Source organism: Allonocardiopsis opalescens, from assembly GCF_003002095.1.
Taxonomy (GTDB): Bacteria; Actinomycetota; Actinomycetes; order Streptosporangiales; family Streptosporangiaceae; genus Allonocardiopsis; species Allonocardiopsis opalescens.
Window position 1 is genome coordinate 492,500 of sequence record NZ_PVZC01000005.1, and the last position, 24,599, is coordinate 517,098.

Genomic DNA, 24,599 nt, shown 5'->3' on the forward strand with positions numbered 1-24,599 from the left:
TGGGGCAGGACGGGGGCGGGCGGCCGCTCGACCCCCACGGCCGGGACGCTTGCGGGGCCGCGCCGGACGGCGCGGCGGCGGAACAGCGGTACCGGTCAGGCGGTACCGAGGTGGCCTCAGCGGGCCCGGTGCACGGGGAAGTGGTCGGGGTCGCAGTCGGTCCAGTCCAGCTCGAAGTAGACCGTGGTCCCGGACGGTTCGTAGTGGTAGCCGTGCGCCGTCGACATGCTCGCCACGATGCGCAGGCCGCGCCCGCTGTCGGCGACGTCGTCGTCCAGGTGCACCATCGCGGGCAGGTGGCCTTCCGCGGGGCCCTCGTCCTTGACCGCGACGCGCACGTGCCGGGCCTGGCGCTCCAGGTGGACGGCGAACATGCCGCCGGTGCGGAAGCTGTCGCTGTGCCGGACCGCGTTGGTGGCCAGCTCCGAGACCAGCAGCACCGCCAGATGCGCCACGTCGACGGGGACCGCCGAGCAGCCCGGCCGGGCCTTGGCCAGCTCCCGCTGCACCCACGACCGGACCTCGGGCACCGACTCGTGGTCTCCCGGGAACTCGCGCATCGAGGCCGCCGTGGTCGGCACCGGTTCCAGGGCGGTCGGCCGCGCCGCGATCATCGCGCCACCCCCGCCAGCAGATCAGCGTCAGAAATTTTTGCGTGCACAAGCGCACGCTCATGCGCCACCAGATACGGCCGTACCAAGGCCGGAGGCTGTGCGATGTCCTCCACAGCGAGCGTCTCGGTGCAGTCCCAGACGTGCCGAATACGCCGCCGTAGCGGCGGCATGTGGACCGCGGCCGGACACGGGCCATGCGCATGCCGCCCCGAATAGCGGTCTGGTGCCACCAGTTTCAGCCCATACCGCACGATTCGCCGGATGCTTTTCACCGGCAATCACTCCTTTGGTCTGATTTGCGGCCGCGCCTCCGAACGATCTTGGAACGTAACGGGATCTTGTGCGCCGCTTGAATGGTCGGACACGTTCACACTGTCCTCGCGAACTCCATCCCGCCACACCTTGCACGGGACCGGAGGAAGGCTGTTCAATAGGTATCGGAACGTACCAACTATGTATAGGCACGTGGAGGTGTCGTGGAGAAGGTCAATCCCAAGGACAGGCGTTTCGGCATCCAGGTGCGGAGAGAACGCCGCCGAGCTGGGTTTTCGCAAGTGGAGCTAGCCAAACGAGTGTCTTTATCAGCCGCCATGATCAGTGCAATCGAGCGTGGGACACGCGCGGCTAAACCGGACCTTGTCGCACTTATCGATCAGGCACTCTCTACAGGCGGTGTCCTGACGACCGCTTGGCAGAATCAGCAGATGAGCACTCAGCCTGAGTGGATGCGCGACATCATCCAGGCCGAACGGGAAGCGGTGGAAATCCTCAGCTACCAACCGCTAAATGTGCCCGGACAGCTTCAGACCGAGGACTACGCTCGCGCCCTGCTGCGCGAGGGTCGCCCCGAGGACACCGATGCGGAGATCGACGAACTGGTCCAGAACCGCATGGCTCGCCAGGTGGACCTTCTAAGCCGTGAGCGCCCTCCACTACTACACGTCGTCATGGACGAGACAGTAATCCGGCGCCCTGTAGGCGGTCCCGAAGTCATCAGCCGTCAACTTGAGCGGCTACTCGAAGCGTCGCGCGATCCACGGATCACACTCCAGATCATCCGGTTCAACACCCGCCCGCACGCCGGACTCATCGGAGCATGCGTTCTGTTTCGGGACAAACAGGGAATGCTGAGTGCCTACATGCCGACCATCGTCGCGGATATTCCCGTTCAGGAGCCCGAGCACGTTGTCACGTGCGACCGGCTGTTCGGCCTGCTGCGCGCAGTAGCGTTGACCCCCGAGCAGTCGCGTACCCTGATCGAGAAAGTCTTGCAAGGAGGCCATTACGATGTCTGAACTCATCTGGCGGAAGTCCAGCTACAGCAGCGCCAACGGCGGCGACTGCGTCGAGGTGGCCGAACTCGCCGAGGGACGCGCGGTCCGCGACTCCAAGCACCCCGACCAGCCCCACCTCATGATTTCCGGGTCCGACTGGAACGCCTTCATCCACGCCGTCCGCAACGACGCGCTGTAACCCCCAAACCCAGCGCCCACCGTCTTCGCGACCCCCGCCCAAGGCCGGGGGTCGCGTCACTCCCCGAGGCATTGATCACTCGCTGCACCAGAAGCTTCGTGTCGGCATGAGGCTCAGTGAGGTGCTGTCGGTGGCTGCTTCTACTGTTGCGTCATGGGGAACTATTTTCAGACCGTCGTCGACCTCGACGCCACGCATGCGGACGCCCGCACCCTGGCAGAGAGCGGACTCGACTGGCTGGTCAGCGAGGGGATAGTTCGGGCCGAGCTCACCGACTGTGTTCTCGGGGCGCCGTCGGGGCATCCGCCCGGTCCCTCCTGGGCCAAGGCGGTCGGCCAGGAGGACTGGGAGCCCAGCGACGGACTCAGGATCGAGACCGGCCGCACCGTATTCACCTGCGGTCAGGGCGAACCCATGTTCGCGGTGTGCCCCCATTGTGCCGGGCGGGCGGATTTCTACACCGACCGGCTGGAGGAGATCGAGGGTACGTGGGAACCCTTCGGTGCGGCCATCAGCGACTGGAGCGACACCGGCAGCGCCGCGGTCGCCTGCCCGCATTGTCGGCGCCCTGGCGACCTGCCTGCGTGGACCTGGTCGGATGACTACTTCGCCTTCGGGTATCTCGGTTTCGAGTTCTGGGACTGGCCCGACTTCAGCCCTGGGTTCATCGAAGGTCTCTCCCGCGCGCTCGGGGGGCACCGCACGGTCCTCCTGGCAGGCAAACTCTGAGAGACCCGGAGTCCGTACGTCCCCTGCCACCACCACGCCCGGCGCCGCGCTCGCGTTCCGCGACTCCAAGCCCCCGCCCCAGCCCCACCTGACCTTCCACGTCGCAGCTTGGCGCGCATTCGCGCACGCCGTCCGCAACGACGCGCTGTACCCCCACCTGTAGCGCCAGTCGCCTTCGCGACTCCCCGCCCAGACCCGGGGGCCGCGTCGCTCCCCCAAGGCATCGACCTGCGGACCGGTTCCATCGTCTCAAGCGACCCCGGGCAGGCCCACGGTGACGCCGCGATGGTCGGCCCATCGCTCAGCGGCGGCGACCATGGCACCGCGCCAGGTCTCGCCAGGACGGCGAGCGGCGAACTCACGCAGCATCCGCACCTGGGCGGCGGCGAACGCGTCGGTACCGGCCGGATCAGCCCCGCCCCACGCCGGACACCCCGCCACCAGCGCCTCGGCTGCCTCAGCCGTGTGCCCGGCCGCGATCAGCTGCAGCACGAGGCACGCCGGATCGATGAACCCGGCACCACGGGTCGGCCACGCCCAGTCGACCGCCCACGTCTCCCCCCGCTCGCCGATGAGCACGTTGTCAAAGTGGAAGTCGGTGTACAGCAGCGCGTCACCGTCGAACAGCACCGCTTCGGCCTCGTCGGCGGCGAAGCGGTGCCACCGCGTCTCCCACCACTCCGCGGCGACCGGCGGAACCGCGAGCTCTCCGATCCGGGCGACAAGTTCCACCACGGCGGGCAGGTCGACCGAACCAGGTTCGAAGCCCGCGGACCGCGCCGAGACCGGCTCGAAGCCGAGCACGACCCAGGCATCGTCCTCAGCCCGCCACCGAAGCGGCGGCGAGATCGGCACAACGTGTGGGTCGATCAGCCCTTCCCGCACCAGCGACTCACGGCGTCCCCCCGGCCGGTTGGGCACCGCCTTGACGAAGAACGCCCCCTTCTCACAGGTCACGATCCCCGCCACATCGGCGTCGGCCCCGCGCCTGGCAGCGGAGACCTCGAAGACCTCGCCCGTGTGCGGCGCGATCAGGGCCGTGAACTCCGGTCCGGGAAGGGTCATCGTCAGGTCCTCAATCCCGGGGCTTGCACCCGCTGGTCGGGTCGCGCCGCTGCTCGCGGAGGCGATCACTGCGGAAGGCGGAACGCCAAGGCCGGGACGCCCGGGAGATAGACCTCTTGCCGGTCGGGCTCCACGCGGACCCGGAAATGACCGGGGCCCGGTTCGCCTGCGGCGTCCCAGGCGTCCAAAGCGGCCTCGATGGCGTCCCACAGCGCCGCCCGTCCGCCCTGGCGGACCACCCAGTCACCCCCTTGGGGCGTGAGGCTCGCGGCGCTTCCGGTGACCGGGTCGGTGAAGTAGACCGTGTCGCCCACCGTCGACATGACGGCGTGGGGGGCGGCGAGCTGGGCGAGGAAGCGGGCGAAGAACGTCGCCTCGTCGGTGGGCGTGATCCGCGCGGGAGCATGCCGGGCCAGCCTCGGCGGGCCGTCGAGAAGCCCTTGCCAGTGGCCGGGGCTCCCCGGCGCGGGAGGCAGGTGGGTGCGGGCCAGCATGAATGAGATCGTCCCGTCCAGCAGCGGCCCTTCGGCGGTACCGGCCACGGGATCGGCGACGGTGAGCAGCGCGCGGGCCGATCCGTTCAGCCACCCCGACAGGGTGCTGAGGATCTTCCCGCCCGGCCTGCTCTGCGCGATCCAGCCGGCCGGGATGCTGCGGACCGAGCAGGCGGCGACGATCCGGTCATAGGGCGCGTAGGGCCAGTAGCCGTACAGGCCGTCGGCGACGGCCAGGCCGGGCCGGTACCCGCAGCCGTAGAGCGCTTCGGCCGCCTGGGCCGCGCGGCGCGGGTCGACTTCGAGCGAGACGATGTCGCCCTCGTCACCGAGCCACTGGCAGGCCAGCGCGGTGGAGTAGCCGGTACCGGTGCCGATCTCCAGGACGTCGTGGCCGGGCCGCAGCTCGGCGTCCAGCCACATCCGCAGCACGAGGGAGGGCAGGGTGGACGAGGACGTCGGAGTACCGCCGGTCCGGGGCGCGGGGTGCTCCCAGTCGGGTTCGTCGCCGTCGAACTGGGTGACCAGTGTCGTATCGGTGTAGACGGTCCGCAGCCAGCGGTCGGGGTCGGTGGCCGCGGTGACCGGCTCCCATACCGGCAGACCGTCCTCGGCGGCCCCGGCCTGGAGGTAGAAGCCGGGCGTGAACGCGTGCCGGGGCACCGCCCGCGCCGCCGCCCGCCACCCGGGATCGCTGAGCAGCCCCTCCGCGGCCAACTCCTCGGCCAGCTTCCGGCGCAGGGGGGCGGCGGCGACCGCATGGCTGGTGGGCGTGCTCATGTGGTCATCCTGCCTGGAGAAGGTCGGCGAAGGCGTCGGCGATCCGCTCGGATTCAGGCAGGAATCCCCATTGCCCGTTGGGATTGCACTCGATCCACACCGTCTGGCCTTGGCTGGTCAGAGCCAGGTCGAAGCAGCCGAACACCAGGCCGAAGCCGCGCAGGTAGGCGCGCAGCCGTCCGACGAGATCGTCCGCCAGGGTGAGCGGAGCGTAGTCGAGTTCGGCCCACGATCCCGCCCGCCAGTCCAGGCCCCGACCGGCTGGGGCGGTGATCCTCCATGCGAACACCGCGTCACCGACGATCGTCACGCGGGCGTCGGCGACCTTGTCCCGCACCTCGGCCTGGAACAGGTGGGCGGTGACCGCCAGGCTGCCGTCGACCTCGGCGGCACTGACCGGCTGGGTCCAGATCGCACCGGCCTTCCCGTCGACGGACGGGACGCCCCGGAAGGTCTTGTAGACCAGCGGTCCGTGCTCGGCCTCGAAGCGCGCGACGGCGGCGGGATCGTTGGTGATGAGCGTCGGCGGCACCGCCAGGCCGAGCCCGGCCGCGGCTTGGAGTTGCAGCGGCTTGTACTCGGCTCTCGCGGTGGCGAACACGTCGTTGACGTGCAGGACGGGCAGACCCGCCAGCAGACCGCCGAGCCCGTGACGGGCCTCGGCGGTCGCGAACAGCCGGGCCTGCTCGGGTAGGTGGTCGAACCGCCAGGCGCCCGGCCGCCGGTGGTACACCGACCGCACCGCGCCGAGATTCAGCTCGCGGCTGAGGGTCGCGAGCCGCCCCGCCGGTCCGGGACCGGAACCGAGGCGGGCGGCGAAGGTCAGACCGTTCCCGATGTCGGCGGGATCGACGCGCACGACGGGGACGCCGCGCGTGTTGAGAGCGCGGATGACCATGCACGCGGTGACATCGTCGACGCTCGTGACGACAAGGACCGGGGCGGACACGGGGCGGAGGCTCGTTCCTCAGTCGGGCGCGTAGTCGGTGGTGGAGTCGTCGGCGGACTGTGACTGGGGTTTGGAGCCGTCGGAGCCGCCGGAGTAGCTGGTAGTGCTCGTCTCCTTGTTGGTGCCGTGCTTGCCCAGTTCGATGACCTGCCCGGCGTCGTCGTAGCAGCGGGCGGTCTGGGTGACGGGGTCGAGTTCGGCGCGGCCGATCGGGCCCGGTACCGGGAGCCGGTCGGTCAGCCGGGACAGCCCCCATGGGAGCGGACCGCGGGCGGGTTCCATGCGGATGCCTCCGAACAGGCGGCAACGAAATGGCCGACCGTAGGGTGACGGCCGGCCATCTCAGCGTAATCCTCCAGCGGCTGCTCGAACAGAGACGCGGGCGCGGACCGTGCCGCGTACGGCACCGCCCGTGCTCCGCCCTACTCGGCCACGAAGGTCGTCACGCTCCGGGCCGGCAGGACGCCGGTGAAGGTGTCGTTCGGCAGGGTCATCCGGCTCTGGAGTGCGAGGTTCCTGTTGGCGTCCGTCACCCAGGACGACACGCTCGACGCGGAGCTGTTCTCCAGGGTGAACTGCTGGTTGACCTGCGAGGTCCCCTTGTTGATGGCGACGATGACGATGCGGGAGCCGCCCCGGTAGGCCGAGGTGAAGACGTTCGCCTGCGGGGTCGGCGCCATGTCGATCCGGACGTAGCCGGGACGGATGAACTTGGCGAAGTGCGCCATGTTGGCGCCGCGCTTGCTGATCTGGCCGTCCTCGCGCATCGGGCCGTAGCTGCGCCGGATGTACCACCACACGTAGGTCTGGAACTGGCCGTCCACCAGCGCGCGGTGGATGTGCTCGCCCACGTCGAGCGCCTGCGGCCACAGGTCCGCCGAATCGCTGCTGTTGGGGTGGTAGACCTCCGTCATCCACAGTTCCTTGCCCTGGCGCCGCTGCTGGTACAGGGGGTAGGGAAAGTCCCGGTGCTGCGTTCCGTACAGGTGCGCCCCGAGAATGTCGACATTGGCCCATGCCGCCGAATCGTTCAGAATCGGATCCGAGAAGCTCTTCACGTACTGGAAGGACTCCGGTGCGATGACCCTCGTCTCGATCGATCCGGCATTCTCGCGCAGGAATCGGACCATCTCGGCGGGCGTCCACCAGGTCCATTCGTGCGCGTAATCGGGCTCGTTCTGGACCGAAATCGCGTACAGGTTCACGCCGTTGTCCCGCATGAACCGGTAGAACTCGTTCAAGTGCTGCGCATAGGCGCCGTACATATTGTATCGGAGCCGCCTGGCGTCGGTCTGGCTGCCGCGCACGAAGGTCTCGACCATATTGGCGGGCGGATTCCACGGCGAGGCGATGACGACCGCGCCGTGCTCGATCGCGCGCCGCGCCGTCGCCACCTCGCGGCTCCAGTTCGCCCGGTCCTCGTGCACCGGAATCCGCAGTATCGAGAATCCGAGCTGGCCGGTGCCGTTGCCGAAGGCGGTGTCGCGCTGGGCGGCCGTCAGGTCGTTGATCCAGGCCGTGTGGTTCATACCGCCGAAGCCCCGGATCGTCTGCCGGTCGGCCAAGGTGTCGACGAGCACTTCCGCGGCGGCCGCCGCGGCCGGCCGCGCGGACATCGGGGCGACCGCCAGGAACGGGGCGGCGGTCATCGCCGCCAGCACGGACCTCCGGCTCGGCTGCTCCGGCCCTGCGGCCGCTGAGTCATTCCGAGGTGACGCCATTTCTCCTCCTAGTCGACCGGCGGCGCGAATTCGCGCCTTGTCGTCCCCCCTCACCTCGGTCGACGCCGTTTCACCGGATCGCACTCATCGTGAAAACGCCGCCGAAGGCTCCGCCATGGAAACGCCATGGGCGGGCCGCGCTTTCTCCCCAGGCAGGTCCATTAACCTGGGAGCGCTCCCAATACGTACTGGAAATTGTCATCGACTTACGGAACAACGGATCGATCGCACGTTAACCCCACACCCGGCGGCCGTCAAGCCATCCGTGACGGTCCGCCTACCGTCCGGAGGGACCGGCGCGGAGGCCCGCTGATCGAAATCCGGGCCGCTCAGTAGCATGGCCCGTCATGAGCGCATTGATCGTCACGATCGGGCTGGCGTTCGCGGGCTATGTCGCCACCTACATCAATGGTCTGCGCCTGGCTCAGCGCCAAGAACGCCTCGCCCGGGTGAATCGCCAGCTCAGCGATCTCTACGGCCCCTTGTTCGCCCTTTCGGAATCCAGCCGCCGCACCTTCGACGCCTTCAAGGAGCGCCACGCCCGCCCCGGCGGCGTATCGCCCTTCGCCCACGAGACGCCGCCGACCGAGGAGGAGCTGGCCGAGTGGCGGCTGTGGGTCACCACCGTCTTCCTGCCGAACAACCGGGCCATGCGCGACCTCGTCGTCCGGCACGCCGATCTGCTGACCGAGGCGGAGATGCCGCCGCTGCTGCTCCAGCTCTGCGCGCACGTGTCGGGCTACGAGGTCACCGCCGCCCGGTGGGCTCAGGGCGACTACGCGGAGCACCTGTCGGTGGTGTGGTTCCCCACCGACGAGCTGGGGCCCTATGCGCGGGAGGAGTTCTCCAAGCTGAAGCGGGAGCAAGAGCGCCTGCTGGGAAGGCGGTCCGGCCGCTGAGCGGCCGGCCGCCGTCCGCGCGCCCCGGCTACGAGGCGCAGACCTCGTTTCCCTCGGGGTCCCGCATCTGCCACCAGTGCCCGGCCGGCCCCTGGTCGTACTCCCGGACGCGGGTCGCCCCCAGCCCTTCCAGCCGGGCCACCAGCCTTTCCAGTCCGTCGGGCTCGCTGTGGACGTCGATGTGCAGGCGGTTCTTGCCGGACTTGCCCTCGGGCACGTCCTGGAACAGCAGCCGCCGACCGTGGCCGACGCCGCTGGTGGGGTCGAAGGGGTCGTCGGGGTGGCGGACCGCCGCATAGCCGCGGAAGTTCTTCCGGCCGCGGTGCTCCACGACCGCCTCCGCGCCGAGGTGTCCGGCGGCCAGCAGCCGCTCGATGAGCGGGGTGGGGTCCTCCACCTCGTACTCCAGGGCCGCGGCCCAGAAGTCCGCGATGACGGGCGCGTTCGCGCTGTCGATGACCAGCTTCCAACCGAGTGCCATGTAACCAGTTATACGGGTTACGAGGAGTCCGCCGCAAGCCGCCGTCCGGACGGGACGCCGCCCGCATGGCCCGTCCGGACCCGGCGTCGACGCCCGGTTGAGGCTTTCGGCGCGGTGCGGCAGCCCGGATCGACAGAAGCCTAAACCGGCTGTTCAACGATACGATTCATACACATGACCAAGGACATTCGCGGCTTCACGCCTGCGTCCCGTCCCGCTCCCGGTGCGCCGACGCCCCCGGACCCGGACGGCACGGAGATCTCCAACGAACTGCTCGCCGGTCTCATCCACCGCGGCGGCTTCCGGTCGGCCGCCCTGGAGATCCTCCGCGCGGCCGCGCTCACCGAAGGGCACCGCCGTGGCGGATGACTCCGCCGCGATCGAACTCGACCTGCCCGAACTCCGCGAGGTCGCCCGCTACGCGGCGGCGTGCGCACGTCCCGCCCTGGCGCTCTTCGAACACGAGCGGCCCGACGACCGCCGTCCGCGCGCCGCGATCGAGGCTGCGCAGGGCTTCGCGGACGGCGCCCGGCGGACCAAGTCGATCCGCGACAGCGCCTGGGCCGCGCACCGGGCCGCCCAGGAGACCCGCGACGCCGGGTTGGCCGCGGCGAGCGAGGCGGCCCGCGCCGCCCTCGCCGCGGCCAGCGCCCCCTACCTGCACCCCCTGGCCAAGGCCACCCAGGTCAAGCACATCCTCGGAGCGGCCGCCCACGCCGCCCGAGCCCTCGAACTCGCCGCCGGAGACGACCCCGCCGCCGCGGCCGACCACCTCGCCCGCGCCCGCGCCCTCGCCAAGCCCGTCATGGCGGACGTCCTGCGGCGCTACCCGCCCGCCCCGCACGGCGGCGGACGCGTCGGCGAACTCCTCCGCCAACTGGACGCGTTCCTACGCTGACCGGCCACAGCGTGCGCACGGACGCCCTTTGGGCCTTGTGCTGCACAAGCCAGGGCGGAACCCTATTGACCAAGGGGCTTCCCCCGCGACGATCCGACGGCCGATCCGACCGGCTCAGCCCGCCGCGACCGGGAGGCTCACTTCGAAGCGGCAGCCGCCCGGCACATTGCGGACCGTCGCGTGGCCGGAGTGGGCGCGGACGATGCCGTTGACGATGGCCAGGCCGAGGCCCGCTCCGGCCGGAGGTGTGCGGGCGTCGGTGCCGCGCCAGCCGGTGTCGAAGACGCGCGGGAGGTCGGCCGGGGCGATACCCCCGCAGCCGTCGGTCACCGAGACCACCACCCGGTCCGCCTCGGCGTGCGCGGCGACCGCGACGGTGCCGTCGGCCGGGGTATAGCGGATCGCGTTGGCCAGCAGGTTCACGATCACGCGCGTCATCTCGCCACTGTCGACCTCGACCGGGACGCCGTCGACCTCCGTGCCGACCAGGCGCACACCCGAGCTGCGGGCCAGCGGCTCGGAGGCGGCCAGGGCGTCCGACACCAGGTCGTACACGGAGACGCGCGCCAAATCGAGCGGGATGGAGCCGGACTCGATCCTGGACAGCTCGAACAGGTCGTCGACCATCGTGCCCAGCCGCTCGACCTCGGTACGGATCTGGCGGTGGTAGCGGTCGGGGTCGGGCGCGATCCCGTCCTCCAGCGCCTCGGCCATCGCGCGCAGCCCCGCCAGCGGGGTGCGCAGGTCGTGGGAGATCCAGGCGACCAGCTCGCGCCGCGACGCGTCCAGGCGCCGCTCGCGCTCGCGGGACGCGGCCAGCTTCGCGTTCGTGGCGGCCAGCTCGCGGCCGAGCGCGGACAGCTCGGAGGTGAAGGGCGGCCGCGGCGCGGTGAAGTCGTCGCCGCCGAGCAGCCGGGTGGCGCGCGTCAGCTCCGCGCTGGACGCGATCACCCACCGCCCGAGCAGCAGCGCCGTGGCCAGCGACACGACGGCCGCCATCGCGCACACCGTGGTGACGACCCATAGATCGTGTTCCGACAGGAACATCGCCCGCGCCACCGACAGCGTGCCGGCCAGCATCGCCCCCACCGCGACGGCCGCCACCACGGCCAGCGCCACCGACACCGACCGGTTCCGCAGCAGCCGCAGCACCACCGCCCCGAGCAGCCCCGCCACGGCCGCCCCGGCGAAGGCGAACAGCGCGATCAGCAGCACGTCCCGCACCGTGTCACGCCTCCTCTCCGCCAGGACCGACGATCACAACACCGACCACACCCGATCACGACACCGACCACACCGCAAACCCCGCCCCGCCGGCCCAGGCCACCAGCCGCCCCAACCCTTCTCGCCCTCCACTTCCAGAGGGCCCAGCAGTTCGTCCGCCTCCCTGTTTCCCCATCTCCCCCCATCCCCCGCCCTCCCAAGGGGGGGACGACCCCACAACCAGTCTTTCGCGCCGGCGTGCGTCGCGGCGACCGGTTACCGGCTGGTTGTGGACAACTGCGGCCGCCGTGAGGCCCAGCTGTGGATAACCCGGCTGATGGCCGTGAGTGGGTGGCTTGACATTCCGCGCGACCGACCGTCTCCGCTAACAGAGAGTGTCGGAGCTCGCTCTCTCGGGGCCGCCTGAGTCCGCATCGCATGATCGACAACACCTGCGGTTACGGACTTCCGACTCCTGGCCTGATGCGGCCAGTCCGTTTCTCCCGCACCTGTTCGGGCTACGTTCGGTGACGGCTGAGCGGAGAGTGGGCGGTGGGTGGGATGGACGGGCCTCGGAGCGCTGATGCTCCGCGTCCGTCGGACGCGTCGTCGGCGCGGGCCGGTCCTGAGGCCGTGATCGGGCGCGCCGCCGCCGAGTTGCGCGCCGCCGCTCAGGAGCGTGACCCGCATACCGGGCTGACCCGGCTGGAGCAGTTGGACCAGGAGATCGATGCGGGACTCGACACGCAGGACACCGACGCGGAAGCGACGGAGGACCGCCCACTCGATCCCGACGAAGCTTCCCGCGAGCGGCACCTGGAGGAGTGGATCCGCACCACCGCGGCCGCCCGGTCCGGCGCACTCCGGCACGAGTCAACACCCGCAGAGGCCGCGCCGTCCGACGAGGCTCGGCCATCTGAGAATCGAGCGGCGGCCGCCGTTACCGCGACACGCCAAACCACCGACAACAACGGCGACGGCGAACCACCTCGGCCCCTCTCCCAGTCCGACACCGAGGGCGAACCGCCCGGGCCCTCTGCTCCGGCGGTGACCGACCGTCCGCCCGCCCCGATGGCCACCCTCACCCGCGCCGCCGTTGGGTGGGGGCTGGGGGACCGCGTCGCGGCCACACTGGACCGTCGCGACCCGGTCCTCGGCCAGGCGTTCACCGACCTCACCACCGTCATGGACTCCGGCCGACTCGCGGGCACCCCGGAGCGCCAAGAGATCATCTGCCGCGACCACCTGCGCAAACTCAGCGGCACCGAGCCCAACAACGCCCTGGGCGCAGCCGCCGAACTCCACGCCGCCGCCACCATCCTGCACACCGGTGAACTCGCCCCCACCGGCAAGATCGCCATGAGCGCCGGACGCCGCGAACCCCTGGACCTAGGAACCGGACGCAGAATCGATGTCTCTCCGGTGTCGGAAGCCGACCTGGTCTTCGCCGGCCGCGACGGCCGGGTACACCTCCACGAAGTCAAGAACACCGCCCGAGCCCTCGCCAACAAACTCCGCAGGAACACCGACCAACTCGACAAGATGGTGGACTGGCGGGGAAGAGACCAGGACAACCGCCGCATCGCGGTCCATATCACCACCGACCAGGGGTGGACGGGGCTGCTTGGCCTTATCAATGCCAGTAAGCCGGGGAGCTACGCAATAAACGAGTTGATTCGCTTCGATGTCCCGTTGCGCCTCGGGTCGCATGACCTCGCTCCTGCTGAACTGGCAAGGCTTCGCGACGCGACGGTCGCCTGCTTAGAGAACCGCGAATCTTCCGACGAGACTCTACGAGAATGGTTCGCCAGATGCATCCCTGACTTGGACGCGGCACGTGATTTCCTCCGACCCCATGGAGTGGATTTCCTGTGATCGACCGAAGGCCGCTGGTACCGGCCGCCATCGCCGGGTTGCCCTACCCGTGGAACGTCGACGGACTCTCTCTCGGCGGCCCGCCCCTGGACAGTTGGCAGCCGAACCCCGAGCGGCGTGCGACGGCGCTTAAGGTCTTGCGGTCGTGCCTGGAGTACCTTATGAGCGACGCTCCGCGTTATGGTGGTGAACTACCTTCGCTCAATGAGCATTTTGCCGACGAATGGATTTCCTACGATCACACGTTCCGGCGACGTTTCCCTACACTCGATACCCTGTCCAGGGACGCCATTCGCGACTGGCTGGCAGAGAACGTCGACCCGCAGCGGCTGTTCGGGCGGGAATGGGAGGTGCCACCGGACGATGTGGTGGACAATCTCGGCCGCGGCTGGGTCTACGGGACGGTGAGCACTACCACACGTGTGCTGATCGCCTGGTTGCTGCCTGGTGTCCGCGCCATCGGCACTGAAGATGATCCGGCGCGCGGCGAGGACCGCGCTCGACTCCTCGACCTGCTCAAAGAGGCGGCTCCGAAACTGCCGGGTGATGAAGGTGTGCTTTCTATCGGTGTGATCTGGAGCCTGGAAGAAATCGACGCGATCGGTTACCTCCGCATGGTCGAGCAGCACCCGGGAGCACCCGAGCCGACTCGCTTGGAGGCGAAGCGCTACCGCGAGGAATACGAGCAGGAATTAAATTGACCTGGCCAGGAACCGAGGGCTCCGTAACGATGGAGGAGAATAACGAACCATCCTACAACCCGCCCTGACCACTCGCAGATTGGTTGTGTGAAGCTCCTGGCAATGACACCGCACCCCCCTTGATGACCGTTGCTCCGAGGAGTGGATCGGCTCATGCGTGCAGGGTCCCGTCCGCTTCGCCGCCCTCGGCCTCGAAGCGGTAGCCCACACCCCAGATGGTGGTGATGACGCGCGGATGCGCGGGGTCGGCCTCGACCTTCTCGCGGAGCCGGCGCACGTGCACGGTCACGGTCGACAGGTCGCCGAAGTCCCAGCCCCACACCCGCCGCATCAGCTCCTCGCGGCGGAACGCGCGGCCCGGATGCGCCAGGAAGAACGCCAGCAGGTCGAACTCGCGCAGGGTCAGCGCGAGGGGCGTGCCGTCGCGGTCGGCGGTACGCGCGGCCGGGTCCACAGCGATGCCGTGGGCGCGCAGCGGCACGGCCGGCTCCGGACGCGCGTCGGCCCGACGCAGCACCGAACGCACGCGCAGCACCAGCTCTCGCGGGCTGAACGGCTTGGTCACGTAGTCGTCGGCGCCCAGTTCGAGCCCGAGGATGCGGTCGGTCTCGTCGCCGCGCGCCGTGAGCATGATGACGGGCACCGGCGCCTGGGCCCGCAGCCGCCGGCACACCTCCCAGCCGTCCAGGCCGGGCAGCATCAGGTCGAGCACCACCAGGTCGGGCGGCGCCTCCACCGCTCGGCGCAGCGCGTCGTGCCCGTCGGCCGCGCGGTCGACGGCGAAGCCCTCACGGTCGAGGTAGCCGGCGACCACCTCGGCCACGGTCGGGTCATCGTCGACGACGAGGACGCGCTGCCTGGAACGGACATCAGCCGGTGTCGCCATGGTCGCGAGTCTGGCACCGGCCGGCATCACCCGGGAAGACGCCCGCCCGCCGCCCCGCCCGACGTCCGCGTTTCGTAAGGCGGGATTACCGCCCATCAGCCCCTCACCTGCTTAGCGTTACCGGTGTGACCACTGAGACCGAGGTCGGCGGCCCCTCCGCGGCACGGGGCGCGGACGGCCGTGTGCCGCGCCCGGCGCCGGCAATCGCCGCGGCCGCGCGGACCGTCCGCGAGCCGGGCGCCCACCGCCGCGGGCGTCCGGCCGCGCACCGCACCAGACACGCGGCGGCATGTCCGCGCCCGCAGGGGCGGCATGCCGCGTCACCCCGACCCGCACCGGCCGCGCACTGAAACGGACAGCACCCGTGACCACGACGTCCCGCCACGACACGTCCGAGCCCTCGGCGGCGCGCCCCGCGCGCCCAGGCCGCCATCCGGCCCGCGTCCGCCGCGACGCGGACGCGCGCCGCCCGCACTCGGCGTCGCATGCTGACACCGAGAGGCCGCTTGCGCCCGCTCCGGCGACCGCCGGGGCGGCTCCCACGGCACCGGGGCCGCACTCGACGGACGACACGAACGCCGAATGGCTGCCCACGCCCGCCACTGCGCCGATCGGCGGAGAAGGCGGCGAGCCGCTCCCACCCGTCGATGTGGTGCTGCCCTGCCTGGACGAGGCGGCGGCGCTGCCCTGGGTGCTGGAGCGGGTGCCGGACGGCTGGCGGGCGATCGTGGTGGACAACGGATCCACCGACGGCTCGGCCGAGATCGCCGCGCGCCTGGGCGCGCTCGTCGTGACCGAGCCGCGCCGGGGCTTCGGCGCCGCCTGCCACGCCGGCCTCAGCGCCGCCACCGCCGAGATCGTCTGCTTCTGCGACTGCGACGCGTCGCTCGACCCCGCGCTGCTGCGCGGCATGGTCGACACCGTGGGCGGTGGCGCCGCCGACCTGGTCCTCGGACGCCGGCGCCCCACCCGCGCCGGGGCGTGGCCGGTGCACGCTCGCGTCGGCAACACCGTCGTCGCGCGGATGCTGCGCCGCCGCGCCGGGATCCGGCTGCACGACATCGGCCCGATGCGCGCGGCCCGCCGGTCCGCCCTGCTCTCCCTCGGACTCACCGACCGCCGCTCCGGCTACCCGCTGGAGACGGTCGTGCGCGCCGCCGACGCGGGTTGGCGCATCGTGGAGGTGGACGTGCCGTACCGGCCGAGGTCGGGGCGGTCCAAGGTCACCGGCACCTGGCGCGGCACCTGGACGGCGGTCCGCGATATGACCGCCGTCCTCCGCCGCCCCCCGGCCGCCGGAGCCGGCGGGGGCGCCGCGTGACGGGTCCGACCACGCTGCTGGTCATCGCCAAGGAACCCGTGCCCGGCCGGGCGAAGACGCGACTGTGCGCCCGCTACACCGAGGAGCAGGCCGCCCGGCTCGCGGCGGCCGCGCTCGCCGACACCCTGGCGGCGGCGCTGGCGGCACCGGCGCGCCGCCGCGTCCTCGTGCTGGACGGACGGCCGGGGCCGTGGCTGCCGGAGGCCGGCTTCGAGGTGGTCGCGCAGGCGGCGGGCGGCCTGGATGAGCGGCTGGCGGCGGCCTTCGCGGGCTGCTCGGGGCCGTCGCTGCTCATCGGCATGGACACGCCGCAGGTCACCGCCGATCTGCTCGCCCCCGCGCTGGCCGGGGACGCCTGGCACCGCGCCGACGCGTGGTTCGGCCCGGCCGAGGACGGCGGCTTCTGGGCGATCGGCCTGGCCGAACCCGAGCCCGCGCTGCTGCGCGGCGTCCCGATGTCGACGCCGCGCACCGGAGCCGTCCAGCGCCGCCGTCTGCTCGACGCCGGCCTCCGCGTCGCGGAGCTGCCGACCCTCCTCGACGTCGACACCCCTGACGACGCCGACCGGGTCGCCTCCCAAGCTCCCGGCAGCCGTTTCGCCGCCGCGCTGCGCACCATGAGCGGCGTCGCCCCATGACCTCGGGAAGACCGGCGGACACGTCGAGGCGCGGCGCCGCCCGCGTGCGGCGCCGGATGGCCGGGGATGGGCTGGAAGGCGGCGGACGCACGGCGTGCGACGTGCGCGCGGGGCGGGGAGGCGCCTGGTGAGCATGGCCGAAGTGCGGTCTGTGCCGGCGTCCGCGCAGCCGTGGCGGTGCGATCCCTATGCCGAGGCGCTGCTCAGCGGGCGCGGGCCGCTGTTCCTGCGGCGTACCGACGGGTGGCTGCTGCCCCTGGAGGTGGAGCGCTGGTGCGCCGACCCGGACGACGCGGACGCCACCGTGCTGGACCGGTGCGAGGGTGCCGTGCTCGATGTCGGCTGCGGGCCCGGGCGGATGGTCGCGGGGCTGGTCGCACGCGGGCGCCGCGCGCTGGGCGTCGACGTGCACCCGGTGGCGGTCACCCGCACCGCCGACGCGGGGGGTACCGCGGTGTGCCGGTCGGTCTTCGAGCCCCTGCCCGATGAGGGCCGCTGGGACACGGCGCTGCTGGTCGACGGCAATATCGGCATCGGCGGTGCACCCGGCGCCCTGCTGACCCGGATGCTGGAGCTGGTCCGCCCCGGCGGCCTGCTGCTGGTGGAGGCGGCCCGCGAGGACGTGGACGAGCGTGTGGCGGTCCAGGTCTCCGACGCACACGACCGGCGCGGCGGCGCCTTCCCCTGGGCGCGCCTCGGCCTGCCCGCCCTGCTGCGCCGCGCCGAGGCGAGCGGCTGGTCCCCCGCCGCCACCTGGCACAGCCACGGCCGCCGCTTCGCCGCCCTCCGCGCGCCCGGGTGAGCCGAGCCCGGTCCCTGCGGGCTCAAGAAACCCGCCCCGGCGTGCGCCGGAGCGGGTTTTGGGCCTTGTGCGGCACACGTCCGGGCGGAACCCTATTGACCAAGGGGCTTCCCCCGCGACGATCCGACGGCCGAGCGCCCCACCGCGTCCCTCCGCCCCGGCACCCCCGCCTCCGGCCCTCGCCCCCGGGGCATCCTTGCCTCCGGCTCCCCGCCCGCAGGCACCGCCGTCCCCAGTACTCCCGCCCCCAGCACCCCATCCCCGCCCCCGGGCACCCCCGCCCTTTGCACCCCGATCGCACGGACCAAGGTTCCGGTCACGGCACGTGCGCGCGGAGCGCAGACCGCCTCCCGCGCCCCGCTCGGATCGGCCCGCCGGAGCCGCCCGGTCGCCGGGCCCCTACGCCCCCGGCCGCGCCGGCGGGCGGCCGCGCGCCGCGCGGTGCCGGGCGATCAGCGACCGGGCCGCCAGCACGGCGGCCGAGGCGGCGAAGAGGGCGGCGGTGATCAGGAGCCACCGGGGGGCGAAGGCGGCCGGGTCGAGGCCGGTCTTGGCCGCGTAGACCTCGCCGGACAGGCCCAGGATGAGCGGGGACCACACCACGAACAGCACGGCCGAGACGAAGGCCGGGACGCGCACGTGGTTGATCCAGCTCGCGTCCCGGCGGGGGTCCAGGGCGCGGACGGCGCGGTCGGCGGCGGTGTAGAGCGGGACGAGGACGAGGTCGTGCAGGAGGGCGGCGCCGACCGTCCACAGCAGCAGGCCCACGACGTCCCCGCCGAGCAGCCGCAGGCCCGCGTAACCGGCCACGGCGAAGGAGCAGACGGTCAGCAGCAGGTGCGTCGGCCCGGCGCCGTACCAGGCGCGCAGCGTCCTCATACCGCACCCCCGGGTCCGCGCCGCCCGCCTCCCGGCCCGGTCCGCCCCCTCATGGCCCTCTCCCGGGCCTCCGGGTCCGCGACGCCCGCGGGCCGCCGCACCCCCGGCGCCGCACCGCCGGTCCGGCCGACACCTGAGCGCGCCGCTTCGGCCGCCGCGCCGCCCCGCCGCCGACGCGCCCTCACGCCGGGTCCCCGAAGGTGAGGCGGGTGACCCACTTGGTGTTGTGGACGCCGGGATTGGCCGGGACGATGATCCTCGCGGGATAGCCGTGGTCGGCCGACAGTTCGGCGCCGTTGACGCGCAGCGCCAGCAGCGACCACGGGTCGGCCACCTGGTTGGCGCGCAGCGCGGCCGAGCCGAAGGAGCCGCGGCGCTGCGCCGACTCCACCAGCACGTCCGGGGCGGCGCCGGGCGGGAAACCGACGAGGGCTGCCAGGTCGGCCAGGCGGACCCCCGACCACTCCTGGTCCGGGGTGGACCAGCCCTCCACGCACGCGATCGGCAGCGCCGCGGTGTGCTGCGGCATGGCGAGCAGCCGCTCGCGTGCAAGCACCACCTCGCGGCCGCCGCCGCGCACGGTGAGGCGCCAGTCCGGGCCGGTGTCGGCGGCGGTGATCCCGGCCTCGGCGGCCGTCCGGTTCACCGGGAAGCCGTTGGGCCCCGCTCCCGGCTCGCCGCCGCGCGGAGCGAGCAGCGCGGTGGCGCGCAGCGGCCCGCCGATGCTCTGCCCGACGGTGACGGCGAGCAGCGCGAGCGAGCCGAGGCCCACCATGCCGAGCGCACCGCGCCGCGACATCGTCGCCGCGGCGGGGCGCGGCGGCATCAGTCCGGTACCGTCCGGCGGCTCGGCGGTGGTGCGCGCGGCCGGCGTGCGCAGCTCGTCGCGGAGCCGGCGCGACCGCAGCGTGCGCGCCACCAGCCCCATCCGGGTGCCGACGTGCAGCACCAGCGCGCCGACGAACACCCACGCGCCATAGAGGTGCAGCGGGTAGAACGAACCGGGGAACACGTACTCCAGCTGGATGTTAAGCACCCCGGTGGCGAACACGAACAGCCCTCCGCCGACCAGCGCGAGCACCGAGAGGCGCTCCAGCGCGTGCGCCACCGAGCGCACCGGCGGCCAGGCGAACAGCTTGGGGATCACCGACCACAGCTTGGCCAGCAGCACCGGCACCAGCATGATCCCGAGCGTGACGTGCACGCCCTGGGTGAGCCGGTAGAGCCAGTGCGGCCGCGTCGGCCAGGCGAACAGGTAGAAGCCGAGCCAGCCCTTGTCCGGCGTCCGGTCGTTCACGGCGGCCAGGTCGGGGTTGTACGCGGCGTAGGACAGCAGGCCCGTCGCGAACACCACCGCGGTCCCGGCCAGCAGCACCAGCCCGAGCACCGAGGTCAGCCACGGGCCGCGCAGCGGACTGCGCCAGAACTCCGGCCGCGTCGGCCCGGCCGGAGGCCCTTCCCGCAGGCGTGCCCGCAGCCACTCCGCGGCCGCCCCGACGCGGCCCGCCCTCCCGGCCTTCCCACCCATCAACGCCTCCAGCTCCCGGGCAGGGCCGCCACCGGCCCGGCCGCCGTCCCCGCCCGACCGCCCAGTCGGCGCGGCCCTGGTATCTGGGCTCATGCTAGGAAGGCCGAGCCCTCCGGCCGGGGACACCGCGCCTTACGGCATGCTTACGCCCACCGCTGTGACCTGCGGTGTCTTACGGTTCGGTGACGGGAGCCCGCCGCGGACCCGCTGCGCGGCGCCGCGCCCTAGCGTGGCCGCGTGACGATGCCGCGCCCTGTCCGGGCCGAAGCCGGTGCCGCGCCGAGGGGGCGCCGGCTGGACCTGGCCGCCGCCGCGGCCGCGGCCGGGCTGGCGGCGCTGGCCGCGGTCGTGGGCACGGCGGTCGAGCGCGCCGAGGGCACCCTGCACGTGGACTGGCCGCCGCTGTACGCGGTGTGGTCGCCGCATGCCGGGCCGGGGACGGTTCCGGCGCTGGCGGTCGCCGCGCTGGTGGTGGCCGCGGGGGCGCCGCTCGCGGCGCGGCTGCGCTGGCGGCCCCTGGTGGCGGCGACGGCGGCCGCCTCCGTCGCCTGGACCTTCGCGCTGGCGCTGGTCGACGGGTGGCGGCGCGGTATCGCCGGCCGGCTCGCCTCCCCGCACGAGTACCTGGGCTCGGTGCCGCGCTTCGCCGACGCCGGGGCCGCGCTGCGCGGCTTCACCGACCACATCCTGCTCACCCAGCCGGACAACTGGCCGACCCACGTCGCCGGGCACCCGCCGGGCGCGGTGCTCACCTTCGTCGCCCTGGACCGCGTCGGCCTGGGCGGGCCCGAGTGGGCGGGAGTGTGGTGCGTGGTGGTGGGCGGTACCGCGTCGGCGGCGGTGCTGGTCGCGCTGGGGGCGCTCGGCGCGGAGCGGGCGGCGCGGGCGGCCGCCCCCTTCCTGGTGCTGGCGCCGTCGGCGGTGTGGGCGGGCACGTCGGCCGACGGCTACTTCGCCGCCGTCACGGCCTGGGGGCTGGCCCTGCTGGCGCTGGCCGCCGCGCGGCGGGTGCGGGCCCCCGGCACGGTCGCGTTCGCGGCCGGGGTGCTGCTGGGCTGGGCGGTGTACTGCTCCTACGGGCTGGTGCTCGCCGGGCTGCTCGCGGTGGGCGTGCTGGTGTGCGCACGCGGCGCGCGGGCGCTGCCCTTCGCGCTGCTGGGCGCGCTCGCGGTGGCGGCGGCCTTCACGGCCGCGGGTTTCCACTGGTGGGAGGGGTACCACTTGCTGGTGGAGCGGTATTACCAGGGCGTCGGCTCGGTGCGTCCGTACGGCTACTGGGTGTGGGGGAACCTCGGCGCCACGGTCTTCGCGGTGGGTCTGGCGGTCTGCGCGGGGCTGCGCCGGGCGGTGGCCGCCGCGCCGGGGGCGCTCCGGGCGGTGCGGCGGGGGCCGACCGCCGAGGCGGCGACCGTCGCGGTACTGGTGGCGGCCGCGCTGTGCGCGGTCGCGCTGGCCGATCTCTCGGGTATGAGCAAGGCGGAGACGGAACGCATCTGGCTGCCGTTCACGGTCTGGCTGCTCCCCGCCGCCGCCCTGCTGCCCGGCCGCGACGGCCGCGGCTGGGCGGCCGCCCAGGCCGCACTGGCGCTGCTCGTCAACCATCTGCTACTGACGGGGTGGTAGCGGCCGCTCCGGTGCTCGCCCGGGATCGCGAGCGCCCCGCCGCTCGCCTCAGCGCCGCTCGCGGGTGTAGGCGGTGACGTTGTCGACCAGGCGGCGCAGGCTCGCCCGGGTGCGGTCGAACTCCTCGTCGTCCAGGCCCATCGCGGCGCCGATCTCGCCCGGGAAGGCGCGGGCCCGCTCGCGCAGGGCGGCGCCCTCGGGCGTCAGCGCGATCCGCACGGCGCGCTCGTCGTCGGCGCGGCGCTCGCGGCGGATCAGGCCGCGCGCCTCCAGGCGCTTGAGCAGCGGAGACAGGGTGCCGTAGTCGAGCTGGAGGGCGGCGCCGATGTCCTTGACGCCGGTGGCGGCGTCCTCGCCGCGCTCCCACAGGACCAGCAGCACCAGGTACTGGGGGTAGGTGAGCCCGACCTCGTCCAGCATCGGGCGGTACAGCGCGGTGACGGCGCGCGAGGCGGCGTACAGCGCGAAGCACATCTGGTCGTCGAGCAGCATCGACAGCTCCTCGTCGGACCGCTCGCCGGCACCGGTCCGCTGCTCGGTGGCCATCGCTTCCTCCTCAGGTCGGACGGACGGCGCCGCGCACACCGCCCCGGCACGCGATCATCCTACTGGACGACTCGCCCAAAAGTAGATTGCGCGCAATCTAATTGTGGGCTATGTTCTTCTCATCCGGGCCGCACGGGCCCGGCTCACCAGGAGGAACCGTCATGACCGCAGTCCACGACCAGGCCGCAGCACCCGTGCTGGAGCCGGCTGCCCGTGAGTTCGCCGAAGCGACGGCCAAGCCGCCGTTCCTGTTCCAGCTGCCGCCCGAGGAGGGCCGCAGGACCGTCAACCAGGTGCAGTCCGGCGACATCGCCAAGCCCGAGGTGGACGAGGAGTGGATCACCGTGCCGGGCGGCCCCACCGGCGAGGTGCCGGTCCGCGTGGTCAAGCCGGCGGGCGCCTCCGGGCCGCTGCCGGTGATCCTCTACATCCACGGCGCCGGCTGGGTCTTCGGCAACGCCCACACCCACGACCGGCTGGTGCGCGAGCTGGCGGTCGGCGCCGGCGCCGCCGTGGTCTTCCCCGAGTACAGCCTCTCCCCCGAGGCGAGGTACCCGGTGGCGATCGAGCAGAACTTCACCGTCGCCCGCTGGATCGTGGCGCAGGGCGCCGAGCGCGGACTGGACGGGGCGCGGCTCGCGGTGGCGGGCGACTCCGTCGGCGGCAATATGACGGCCGCGCTCACCCTGATGGCCAAGGAGCGCGGCGGCGTGCCGCTGCTCCAGCAGGTGCTGTTCTACCCGGTCACCGACGCCTCGTTCGACACCGGCTCCTACCGGCAGTTCGCCGAGGGCTACTTCCTGACCACCGAGGGCATGCGCTGGTTCTGGGACCAGTACACCACCGACGAGGCGCAGCGGGCCGAGATCACCGCCTCGCCGCTGCGCGCGAGCGTCGAGCAGCTGTCCGGCCTGCCGCCCGCGCTGGTCATCACCGGTGAGGCCGACGTGCTCCGCGACGAGGGCGAAGCCTACGCCGCCAAGCTGCGCGCGGCCGGGGTGCCGGTCACCGCGGTGCGCTACCAGGGCATCATCCACGACTTCGTGATGCTCAACGCGCTGCGCGGCACGCACGCCGCCGGAGCCGCGATCGCCCAGGCCGCCGCGGTGCTGCGCGCCGCGCTGCACCAGGGCTGACGGCGCAGCGCCGCCCCGGCCGGATCGACGGCCGGGGCGGCGGGGGCGCAGTGCGGCGCGAGGGGGCTAGCCCTCGTCGGCGAGGCGGGCGGCCCGCCGCTTGCGGCCGAGCGCGAGCAGTGTGGCGCCGCCCGCGACCAGGGCGGCGGCCGCTCCGGCCAGCACGCCGGCCTGGACACCGGTGACAGGCAGCGCGTTGGAGGCGTTCTCCATGCCGGCCGGCTGCGCCGAGGGCGAGGGCGAGGGCTCGGCCGCGCCCTCGCCGCCCGGCTCCTCGGCGGCGCCGTCGTCCTGGCCGCCGTCATCGCCCTCTGCCGGCGGGGCGGTGCCGGAGTCGTCGGGCGACTCGGGTTCGGGCGCCGGCTCCTCGCCGCCGTCCGGCTGCTCGGAGATCAGCTGCTCGCACTCGGCCGCCGACAGGCCGAGCACCGACACGGAGTTGCCGCAGATCTCGGCGGCCACGTCCACCGGCACCGTCACCTGGTTGCCGGAGGCGATCCCGCCGGAACCGTCGGTGGACTGGTTCTGCTCGGACTCGTGCAGCGTGTGCACGGTCTCCTCGCACTCGGCCGCCGACAGGCCCAGCACCGACACCGAGTTGCCGCACACCTCGACGGCGACGTCCACCGGGATGCTGATCTGGTTGCCGCTCGCGATCCCGCCCGAGCCGTCGGTGGACTGGTTCTGCTCGGACTCGTGCAGCGTGTGCACGGTCCGCTCGCACTCGGCCGCCGACAGCCCGAGGACCGACACCGAGTTGCCGCACACCTCGATCGCGGCGTCCACCGGGATGCTGATCTGGTTCCCGCTGGCGATCCCGCCGGAACCATCGGTGGACTGGCCCTGGTCGGCCGTGTAGAGGGTCTGCGCCACCTGCTCGCACTCGGCGGCCGACAGCCCCAGCGCGGCCAGCGCGTTCCCGCAGATCACGGCGCGGACGTCCACCGGGACCTCGATCTGGTTGCCGGCGGCCACACCCCCGGCGCCGCTGGTGTCGGCGGCCGCCGCCGGAGCGGACAGCGCGGCCAGTCCCGAGGCGACGACGGCGGCCGAAGCGGATACCAGGAGTTTCTTTCGCAGCATCGCGGACATAATTGGAGAATTGCCTCATCTCATGCGTTGACAGGGACACCCGGGGACGGCCGCGCGCACGGGGGCACGGTGAGCACACGGCGACGGGTGGAAATCCGCAGCGCCCTTCCCGGGCGGACATGGAACTCCCCCCGCGGACGGCGGAACGGCTTCACGACAGAACCCGCGCCACCCCACCAAGCAGGTACGGAGCATGTTCACTGCGGAACACGGCGTAACGCTACCACTCACCGTAATTGCTGCCACCCGGACGTAAGAGAAAAGCC

The 24,599-nt window shown here is 72.5% G+C and carries 27 protein-coding genes; 14 read left to right on the plus strand and 13 right to left on the minus strand.

The window, feature by feature from the left end; translation table 11 throughout:
• Positions 1–116 precede the first annotated feature (116 nt).
• Positions 117–614, minus strand: a complete 498-nt coding sequence (locus CLV72_RS19130; RefSeq protein WP_106248133.1) for an ATP-binding protein — start codon at positions 612–614, stop codon at positions 117–119.
• Positions 615–1,090: 476 nt separating this feature from the next.
• On the opposite strand from CLV72_RS19130, the gene CLV72_RS19135 reads away from it, so the two are divergent.
• From CLV72_RS19135 to CLV72_RS33970, 4 genes are all read left to right on the plus strand, one after another.
• Complete coding sequence (locus CLV72_RS19135; RefSeq protein ID WP_106248136.1) at positions 1,091–1,909, plus strand: helix-turn-helix domain-containing protein; 819 nt, start codon at positions 1,091–1,093, stop codon at positions 1,907–1,909.
• The gene (locus CLV72_RS19140) at positions 1,902–2,087 is read left to right on the plus strand and encodes a DUF397 domain-containing protein (RefSeq protein ID WP_106248139.1); all 186 of its coding nucleotides are present in this window, start codon (positions 1,902–1,904) and stop codon (positions 2,085–2,087) included. The genes CLV72_RS19135 and CLV72_RS19140 overlap by 8 nt, the downstream gene beginning before the upstream one ends.
• A 153-nt stretch (positions 2,088–2,240) precedes the next feature.
• Entirely contained in the window at positions 2,241–2,816 is a 576-nt protein-coding gene (locus CLV72_RS19145) for a hypothetical protein (RefSeq protein WP_106248142.1), read from the plus strand.
• The gene (locus CLV72_RS33970; protein ID WP_425428087.1) at positions 2,746–2,979 is read left to right on the plus strand and encodes a DUF397 domain-containing protein; all 234 of its coding nucleotides are present in this window, start codon (positions 2,746–2,748) and stop codon (positions 2,977–2,979) included. Before CLV72_RS19145 ends, CLV72_RS33970 begins: the two co-directional genes overlap by 71 nt.
• A gap of 86 nt (positions 2,980–3,065) precedes the next feature.
• Here the strand turns inward: CLV72_RS33970 and CLV72_RS19155 are convergent, their stop codons facing one another.
• The 5 genes from CLV72_RS19155 to xynC all read right to left on the minus strand — a co-directional run bounded on the left by CLV72_RS19155 (position 3,066) and on the right by xynC (position 7,753).
• Positions 3,066–3,881: a protein kinase gene (locus CLV72_RS19155; protein WP_211302956.1), complete on the minus strand. Its 816-nt coding sequence runs from the start codon at positions 3,879–3,881 to the stop codon at positions 3,066–3,068.
• A 65-nt stretch (positions 3,882–3,946) separates the two neighbouring features.
• A complete protein-coding gene (gene tgmC / locus CLV72_RS19160) occupies positions 3,947–5,155 on the minus strand; it encodes an ATP-grasp peptide maturase system methyltransferase (protein ID WP_106248147.1) in 1,209 nt (402 codons plus the stop codon).
• 4 nt (positions 5,156–5,159) lie between these two features.
• Positions 5,160–6,104 (minus strand): MvdC/MvdD family ATP grasp protein, encoded by a 945-nt coding sequence (locus tag CLV72_RS19165; protein WP_106248150.1) that lies wholly within the window; start codon positions 6,102–6,104, stop codon positions 5,160–5,162.
• An 18-nt stretch (positions 6,105–6,122) separates the two neighbouring features.
• The gene (locus tag CLV72_RS19170) at positions 6,123–6,386 is read right to left on the minus strand and encodes a putative ATP-grasp-modified RiPP (protein WP_106248152.1); all 264 of its coding nucleotides are present in this window, start codon (positions 6,384–6,386) and stop codon (positions 6,123–6,125) included.
• A 140-nt stretch (positions 6,387–6,526) separates the two neighbouring features.
• Complete coding sequence (gene xynC / locus CLV72_RS19175) at positions 6,527–7,753, minus strand: glucuronoarabinoxylan endo-1,4-beta-xylanase XynC (protein WP_211302957.1); 1,227 nt, start codon at positions 7,751–7,753, stop codon at positions 6,527–6,529.
• A gap of 419 nt (positions 7,754–8,172) precedes the next feature.
• Between xynC and CLV72_RS19180 the strand changes: the two genes are divergently transcribed.
• Positions 8,173–8,724 carry a hypothetical protein gene (locus CLV72_RS19180; protein WP_106248157.1) on the plus strand — a complete coding sequence of 184 codons (552 nt, stop codon included), beginning with the start codon at positions 8,173–8,175 and terminating at the stop codon, positions 8,722–8,724.
• Between the two features lie 28 nt (positions 8,725–8,752).
• On the opposite strand, the gene CLV72_RS19185 is transcribed toward CLV72_RS19180, so the two are convergent.
• Positions 8,753–9,205 carry a VOC family protein gene (locus tag CLV72_RS19185; RefSeq protein WP_106248160.1) on the minus strand — a complete coding sequence of 151 codons (453 nt, stop codon included), beginning with the start codon at positions 9,203–9,205 and terminating at the stop codon, positions 8,753–8,755.
• A gap of 174 nt (positions 9,206–9,379) precedes the next feature.
• Between CLV72_RS19185 and CLV72_RS19190 the strand changes: the two genes are divergently transcribed.
• Together CLV72_RS19190 and CLV72_RS19195 are read left to right on the plus strand one after the other, a co-directional pair.
• Positions 9,380–9,574 (plus strand): hypothetical protein, encoded by a 195-nt coding sequence (locus CLV72_RS19190; RefSeq protein ID WP_106248162.1) that lies wholly within the window; start codon positions 9,380–9,382, stop codon positions 9,572–9,574.
• Positions 9,564–10,103, plus strand: coding sequence for a putative immunity protein (locus CLV72_RS19195; RefSeq protein ID WP_106248164.1), 540 nt, complete (start codon positions 9,564–9,566; stop codon positions 10,101–10,103). Before CLV72_RS19190 ends, CLV72_RS19195 begins: the two co-directional genes overlap by 11 nt.
• A 114-nt stretch (positions 10,104–10,217) precedes the next feature.
• On the opposite strand, the gene CLV72_RS19200 is transcribed toward CLV72_RS19195, so the two are convergent.
• On the minus strand, positions 10,218–11,327 hold the full coding sequence (locus CLV72_RS19200; RefSeq protein WP_106248167.1) for a sensor histidine kinase: 1,110 nt from the start codon (positions 11,325–11,327) through the stop codon (positions 10,218–10,220).
• Positions 11,328–11,939: 612 nt separating this feature from the next.
• Between CLV72_RS19200 and CLV72_RS19205 the strand changes: the two genes are divergently transcribed.
• Positions 11,940–13,181 (plus strand): hypothetical protein, encoded by a 1,242-nt coding sequence (locus tag CLV72_RS19205; RefSeq protein ID WP_106248170.1) that lies wholly within the window; start codon positions 11,940–11,942, stop codon positions 13,179–13,181.
• Positions 13,178–13,882: a hypothetical protein gene (locus CLV72_RS19210; RefSeq protein WP_106248172.1), complete on the plus strand. Its 705-nt coding sequence runs from the start codon at positions 13,178–13,180 to the stop codon at positions 13,880–13,882. Before CLV72_RS19205 ends, CLV72_RS19210 begins: the two co-directional genes overlap by 4 nt.
• A gap of 151 nt (positions 13,883–14,033) precedes the next feature.
• Here the strand turns inward: CLV72_RS19210 and CLV72_RS19215 are convergent, their stop codons facing one another.
• The gene (locus CLV72_RS19215; protein ID WP_170141034.1) at positions 14,034–14,768 is read right to left on the minus strand and encodes a response regulator transcription factor; all 735 of its coding nucleotides are present in this window, start codon (positions 14,766–14,768) and stop codon (positions 14,034–14,036) included.
• Positions 14,769–15,417: 649 nt separating this feature from the next.
• Here CLV72_RS19215 and CLV72_RS19220 point away from each other — a divergent pair.
• The 3 genes from CLV72_RS19220 to CLV72_RS19230 all read left to right on the plus strand — a co-directional run bounded on the left by CLV72_RS19220 (position 15,418) and on the right by CLV72_RS19230 (position 17,529).
• A complete protein-coding gene (locus tag CLV72_RS19220; protein WP_245930306.1) occupies positions 15,418–16,089 on the plus strand; it encodes a glycosyltransferase family 2 protein in 672 nt (223 codons plus the stop codon).
• On the plus strand, positions 16,086–16,727 hold the full coding sequence (locus CLV72_RS19225) for a TIGR04282 family arsenosugar biosynthesis glycosyltransferase (RefSeq protein ID WP_211302958.1): 642 nt from the start codon (positions 16,086–16,088) through the stop codon (positions 16,725–16,727). The genes CLV72_RS19220 and CLV72_RS19225 overlap by 4 nt, the downstream gene beginning before the upstream one ends.
• Positions 16,728–16,860: 133 nt before the next feature.
• Positions 16,861–17,529 (plus strand): class I SAM-dependent methyltransferase, encoded by a 669-nt coding sequence (locus CLV72_RS19230; protein ID WP_106248502.1) that lies wholly within the window; start codon positions 16,861–16,863, stop codon positions 17,527–17,529.
• 399 nt (positions 17,530–17,928) lie between these two features.
• Here the strand turns inward: CLV72_RS19230 and CLV72_RS19235 are convergent, their stop codons facing one another.
• Complete coding sequence (locus CLV72_RS19235) at positions 17,929–18,408, minus strand: hypothetical protein (protein WP_106248175.1); 480 nt, start codon at positions 18,406–18,408, stop codon at positions 17,929–17,931.
• 181 nt (positions 18,409–18,589) lie between these two features.
• Entirely contained in the window at positions 18,590–19,936 is a 1,347-nt protein-coding gene (locus CLV72_RS19240; RefSeq protein WP_211302959.1) for a molybdopterin-dependent oxidoreductase, read from the minus strand.
• 243 nt (positions 19,937–20,179) lie between these two features.
• On the opposite strand from CLV72_RS19240, the gene CLV72_RS19245 reads away from it, so the two are divergent.
• Positions 20,180–21,559: a hypothetical protein gene (locus tag CLV72_RS19245; RefSeq protein ID WP_106248505.1), complete on the plus strand. Its 1,380-nt coding sequence runs from the start codon at positions 20,180–20,182 to the stop codon at positions 21,557–21,559.
• A gap of 48 nt (positions 21,560–21,607) precedes the next feature.
• Here CLV72_RS19245 and CLV72_RS19250 read toward each other — a convergent pair whose 3' ends face one another.
• Positions 21,608–22,105, minus strand: a complete 498-nt coding sequence (locus tag CLV72_RS19250; protein WP_106248182.1) for a MarR family winged helix-turn-helix transcriptional regulator — start codon at positions 22,103–22,105, stop codon at positions 21,608–21,610.
• Between the two features lie 161 nt (positions 22,106–22,266).
• Between CLV72_RS19250 and CLV72_RS19255 the strand changes: the two genes are divergently transcribed.
• Positions 22,267–23,241, plus strand: coding sequence for an alpha/beta hydrolase (locus CLV72_RS19255; RefSeq protein ID WP_106248185.1), 975 nt, complete (start codon positions 22,267–22,269; stop codon positions 23,239–23,241).
• 66 nt (positions 23,242–23,307) lie between these two features.
• On the opposite strand, the gene CLV72_RS19260 is transcribed toward CLV72_RS19255, so the two are convergent.
• Positions 23,308–24,324, minus strand: a complete 1,017-nt coding sequence (locus CLV72_RS19260; protein ID WP_106248508.1) for a chaplin — start codon at positions 24,322–24,324, stop codon at positions 23,308–23,310.
• Positions 24,325–24,599 lie beyond the last annotated feature (275 nt).

Coding starts and splice junctions, on each gene's coding strand:
- CLV72_RS19130 (WP_106248133.1), bottom strand. CDS start 614: ATGATCGCGGCGCGGCCGACCGCCCTGGAACCGGTGCCGACCACGGCG.
- CLV72_RS19140 (WP_106248139.1), top strand. CDS start 1,902: ATGTCTGAACTCATCTGGCGGAAGTCCAGCTACAGCAGCGCCAACGGC.
- CLV72_RS19145 (WP_106248142.1), top strand. CDS start 2,241: ATGGGGAACTATTTTCAGACCGTCGTCGACCTCGACGCCACGCATGCG.
- CLV72_RS19155 (WP_211302956.1), bottom strand. CDS start 3,881: ATGACCCTTCCCGGACCGGAGTTCACGGCCCTGATCGCGCCGCACACG.
- tgmC (WP_106248147.1), bottom strand. CDS start 5,155: ATGAGCACGCCCACCAGCCATGCGGTCGCCGCCGCCCCCCTGCGCCGG.
- CLV72_RS19170 (WP_106248152.1), bottom strand. CDS start 6,386: ATGGAACCCGCCCGCGGTCCGCTCCCATGGGGGCTGTCCCGGCTGACC.
- xynC (WP_211302957.1), bottom strand. CDS start 7,753: ATGACCGCCGCCCCGTTCCTGGCGGTCGCCCCGATGTCCGCGCGGCCG.
- CLV72_RS19180 (WP_106248157.1), top strand. CDS start 8,173: ATGAGCGCATTGATCGTCACGATCGGGCTGGCGTTCGCGGGCTATGTC.
- CLV72_RS19185 (WP_106248160.1), bottom strand. CDS start 9,205: ATGGCACTCGGTTGGAAGCTGGTCATCGACAGCGCGAACGCGCCCGTC.
- CLV72_RS19190 (WP_106248162.1), top strand. CDS start 9,380: ATGACCAAGGACATTCGCGGCTTCACGCCTGCGTCCCGTCCCGCTCCC.
- CLV72_RS19215 (WP_170141034.1), bottom strand. CDS start 14,768: ATGGCGACACCGGCTGATGTCCGTTCCAGGCAGCGCGTCCTCGTCGTC.
- CLV72_RS19230 (WP_106248502.1), top strand. CDS start 16,861: ATGGCCGAAGTGCGGTCTGTGCCGGCGTCCGCGCAGCCGTGGCGGTGC.
- CLV72_RS19235 (WP_106248175.1), bottom strand. CDS start 18,408: ATGAGGACGCTGCGCGCCTGGTACGGCGCCGGGCCGACGCACCTGCTG.
- CLV72_RS19240 (WP_211302959.1), bottom strand. CDS start 19,936: ATGGGTGGGAAGGCCGGGAGGGCGGGCCGCGTCGGGGCGGCCGCGGAG.
- CLV72_RS19245 (WP_106248505.1), top strand. CDS start 20,180: ATGCCGCGCCCTGTCCGGGCCGAAGCCGGTGCCGCGCCGAGGGGGCGC.
- CLV72_RS19250 (WP_106248182.1), bottom strand. CDS start 22,105: ATGGCCACCGAGCAGCGGACCGGTGCCGGCGAGCGGTCCGACGAGGAG.
- CLV72_RS19255 (WP_106248185.1), top strand. CDS start 22,267: ATGACCGCAGTCCACGACCAGGCCGCAGCACCCGTGCTGGAGCCGGCT.
- CLV72_RS19260 (WP_106248508.1), bottom strand. CDS start 24,324: ATGCTGCGAAAGAAACTCCTGGTATCCGCTTCGGCCGCCGTCGTCGCC.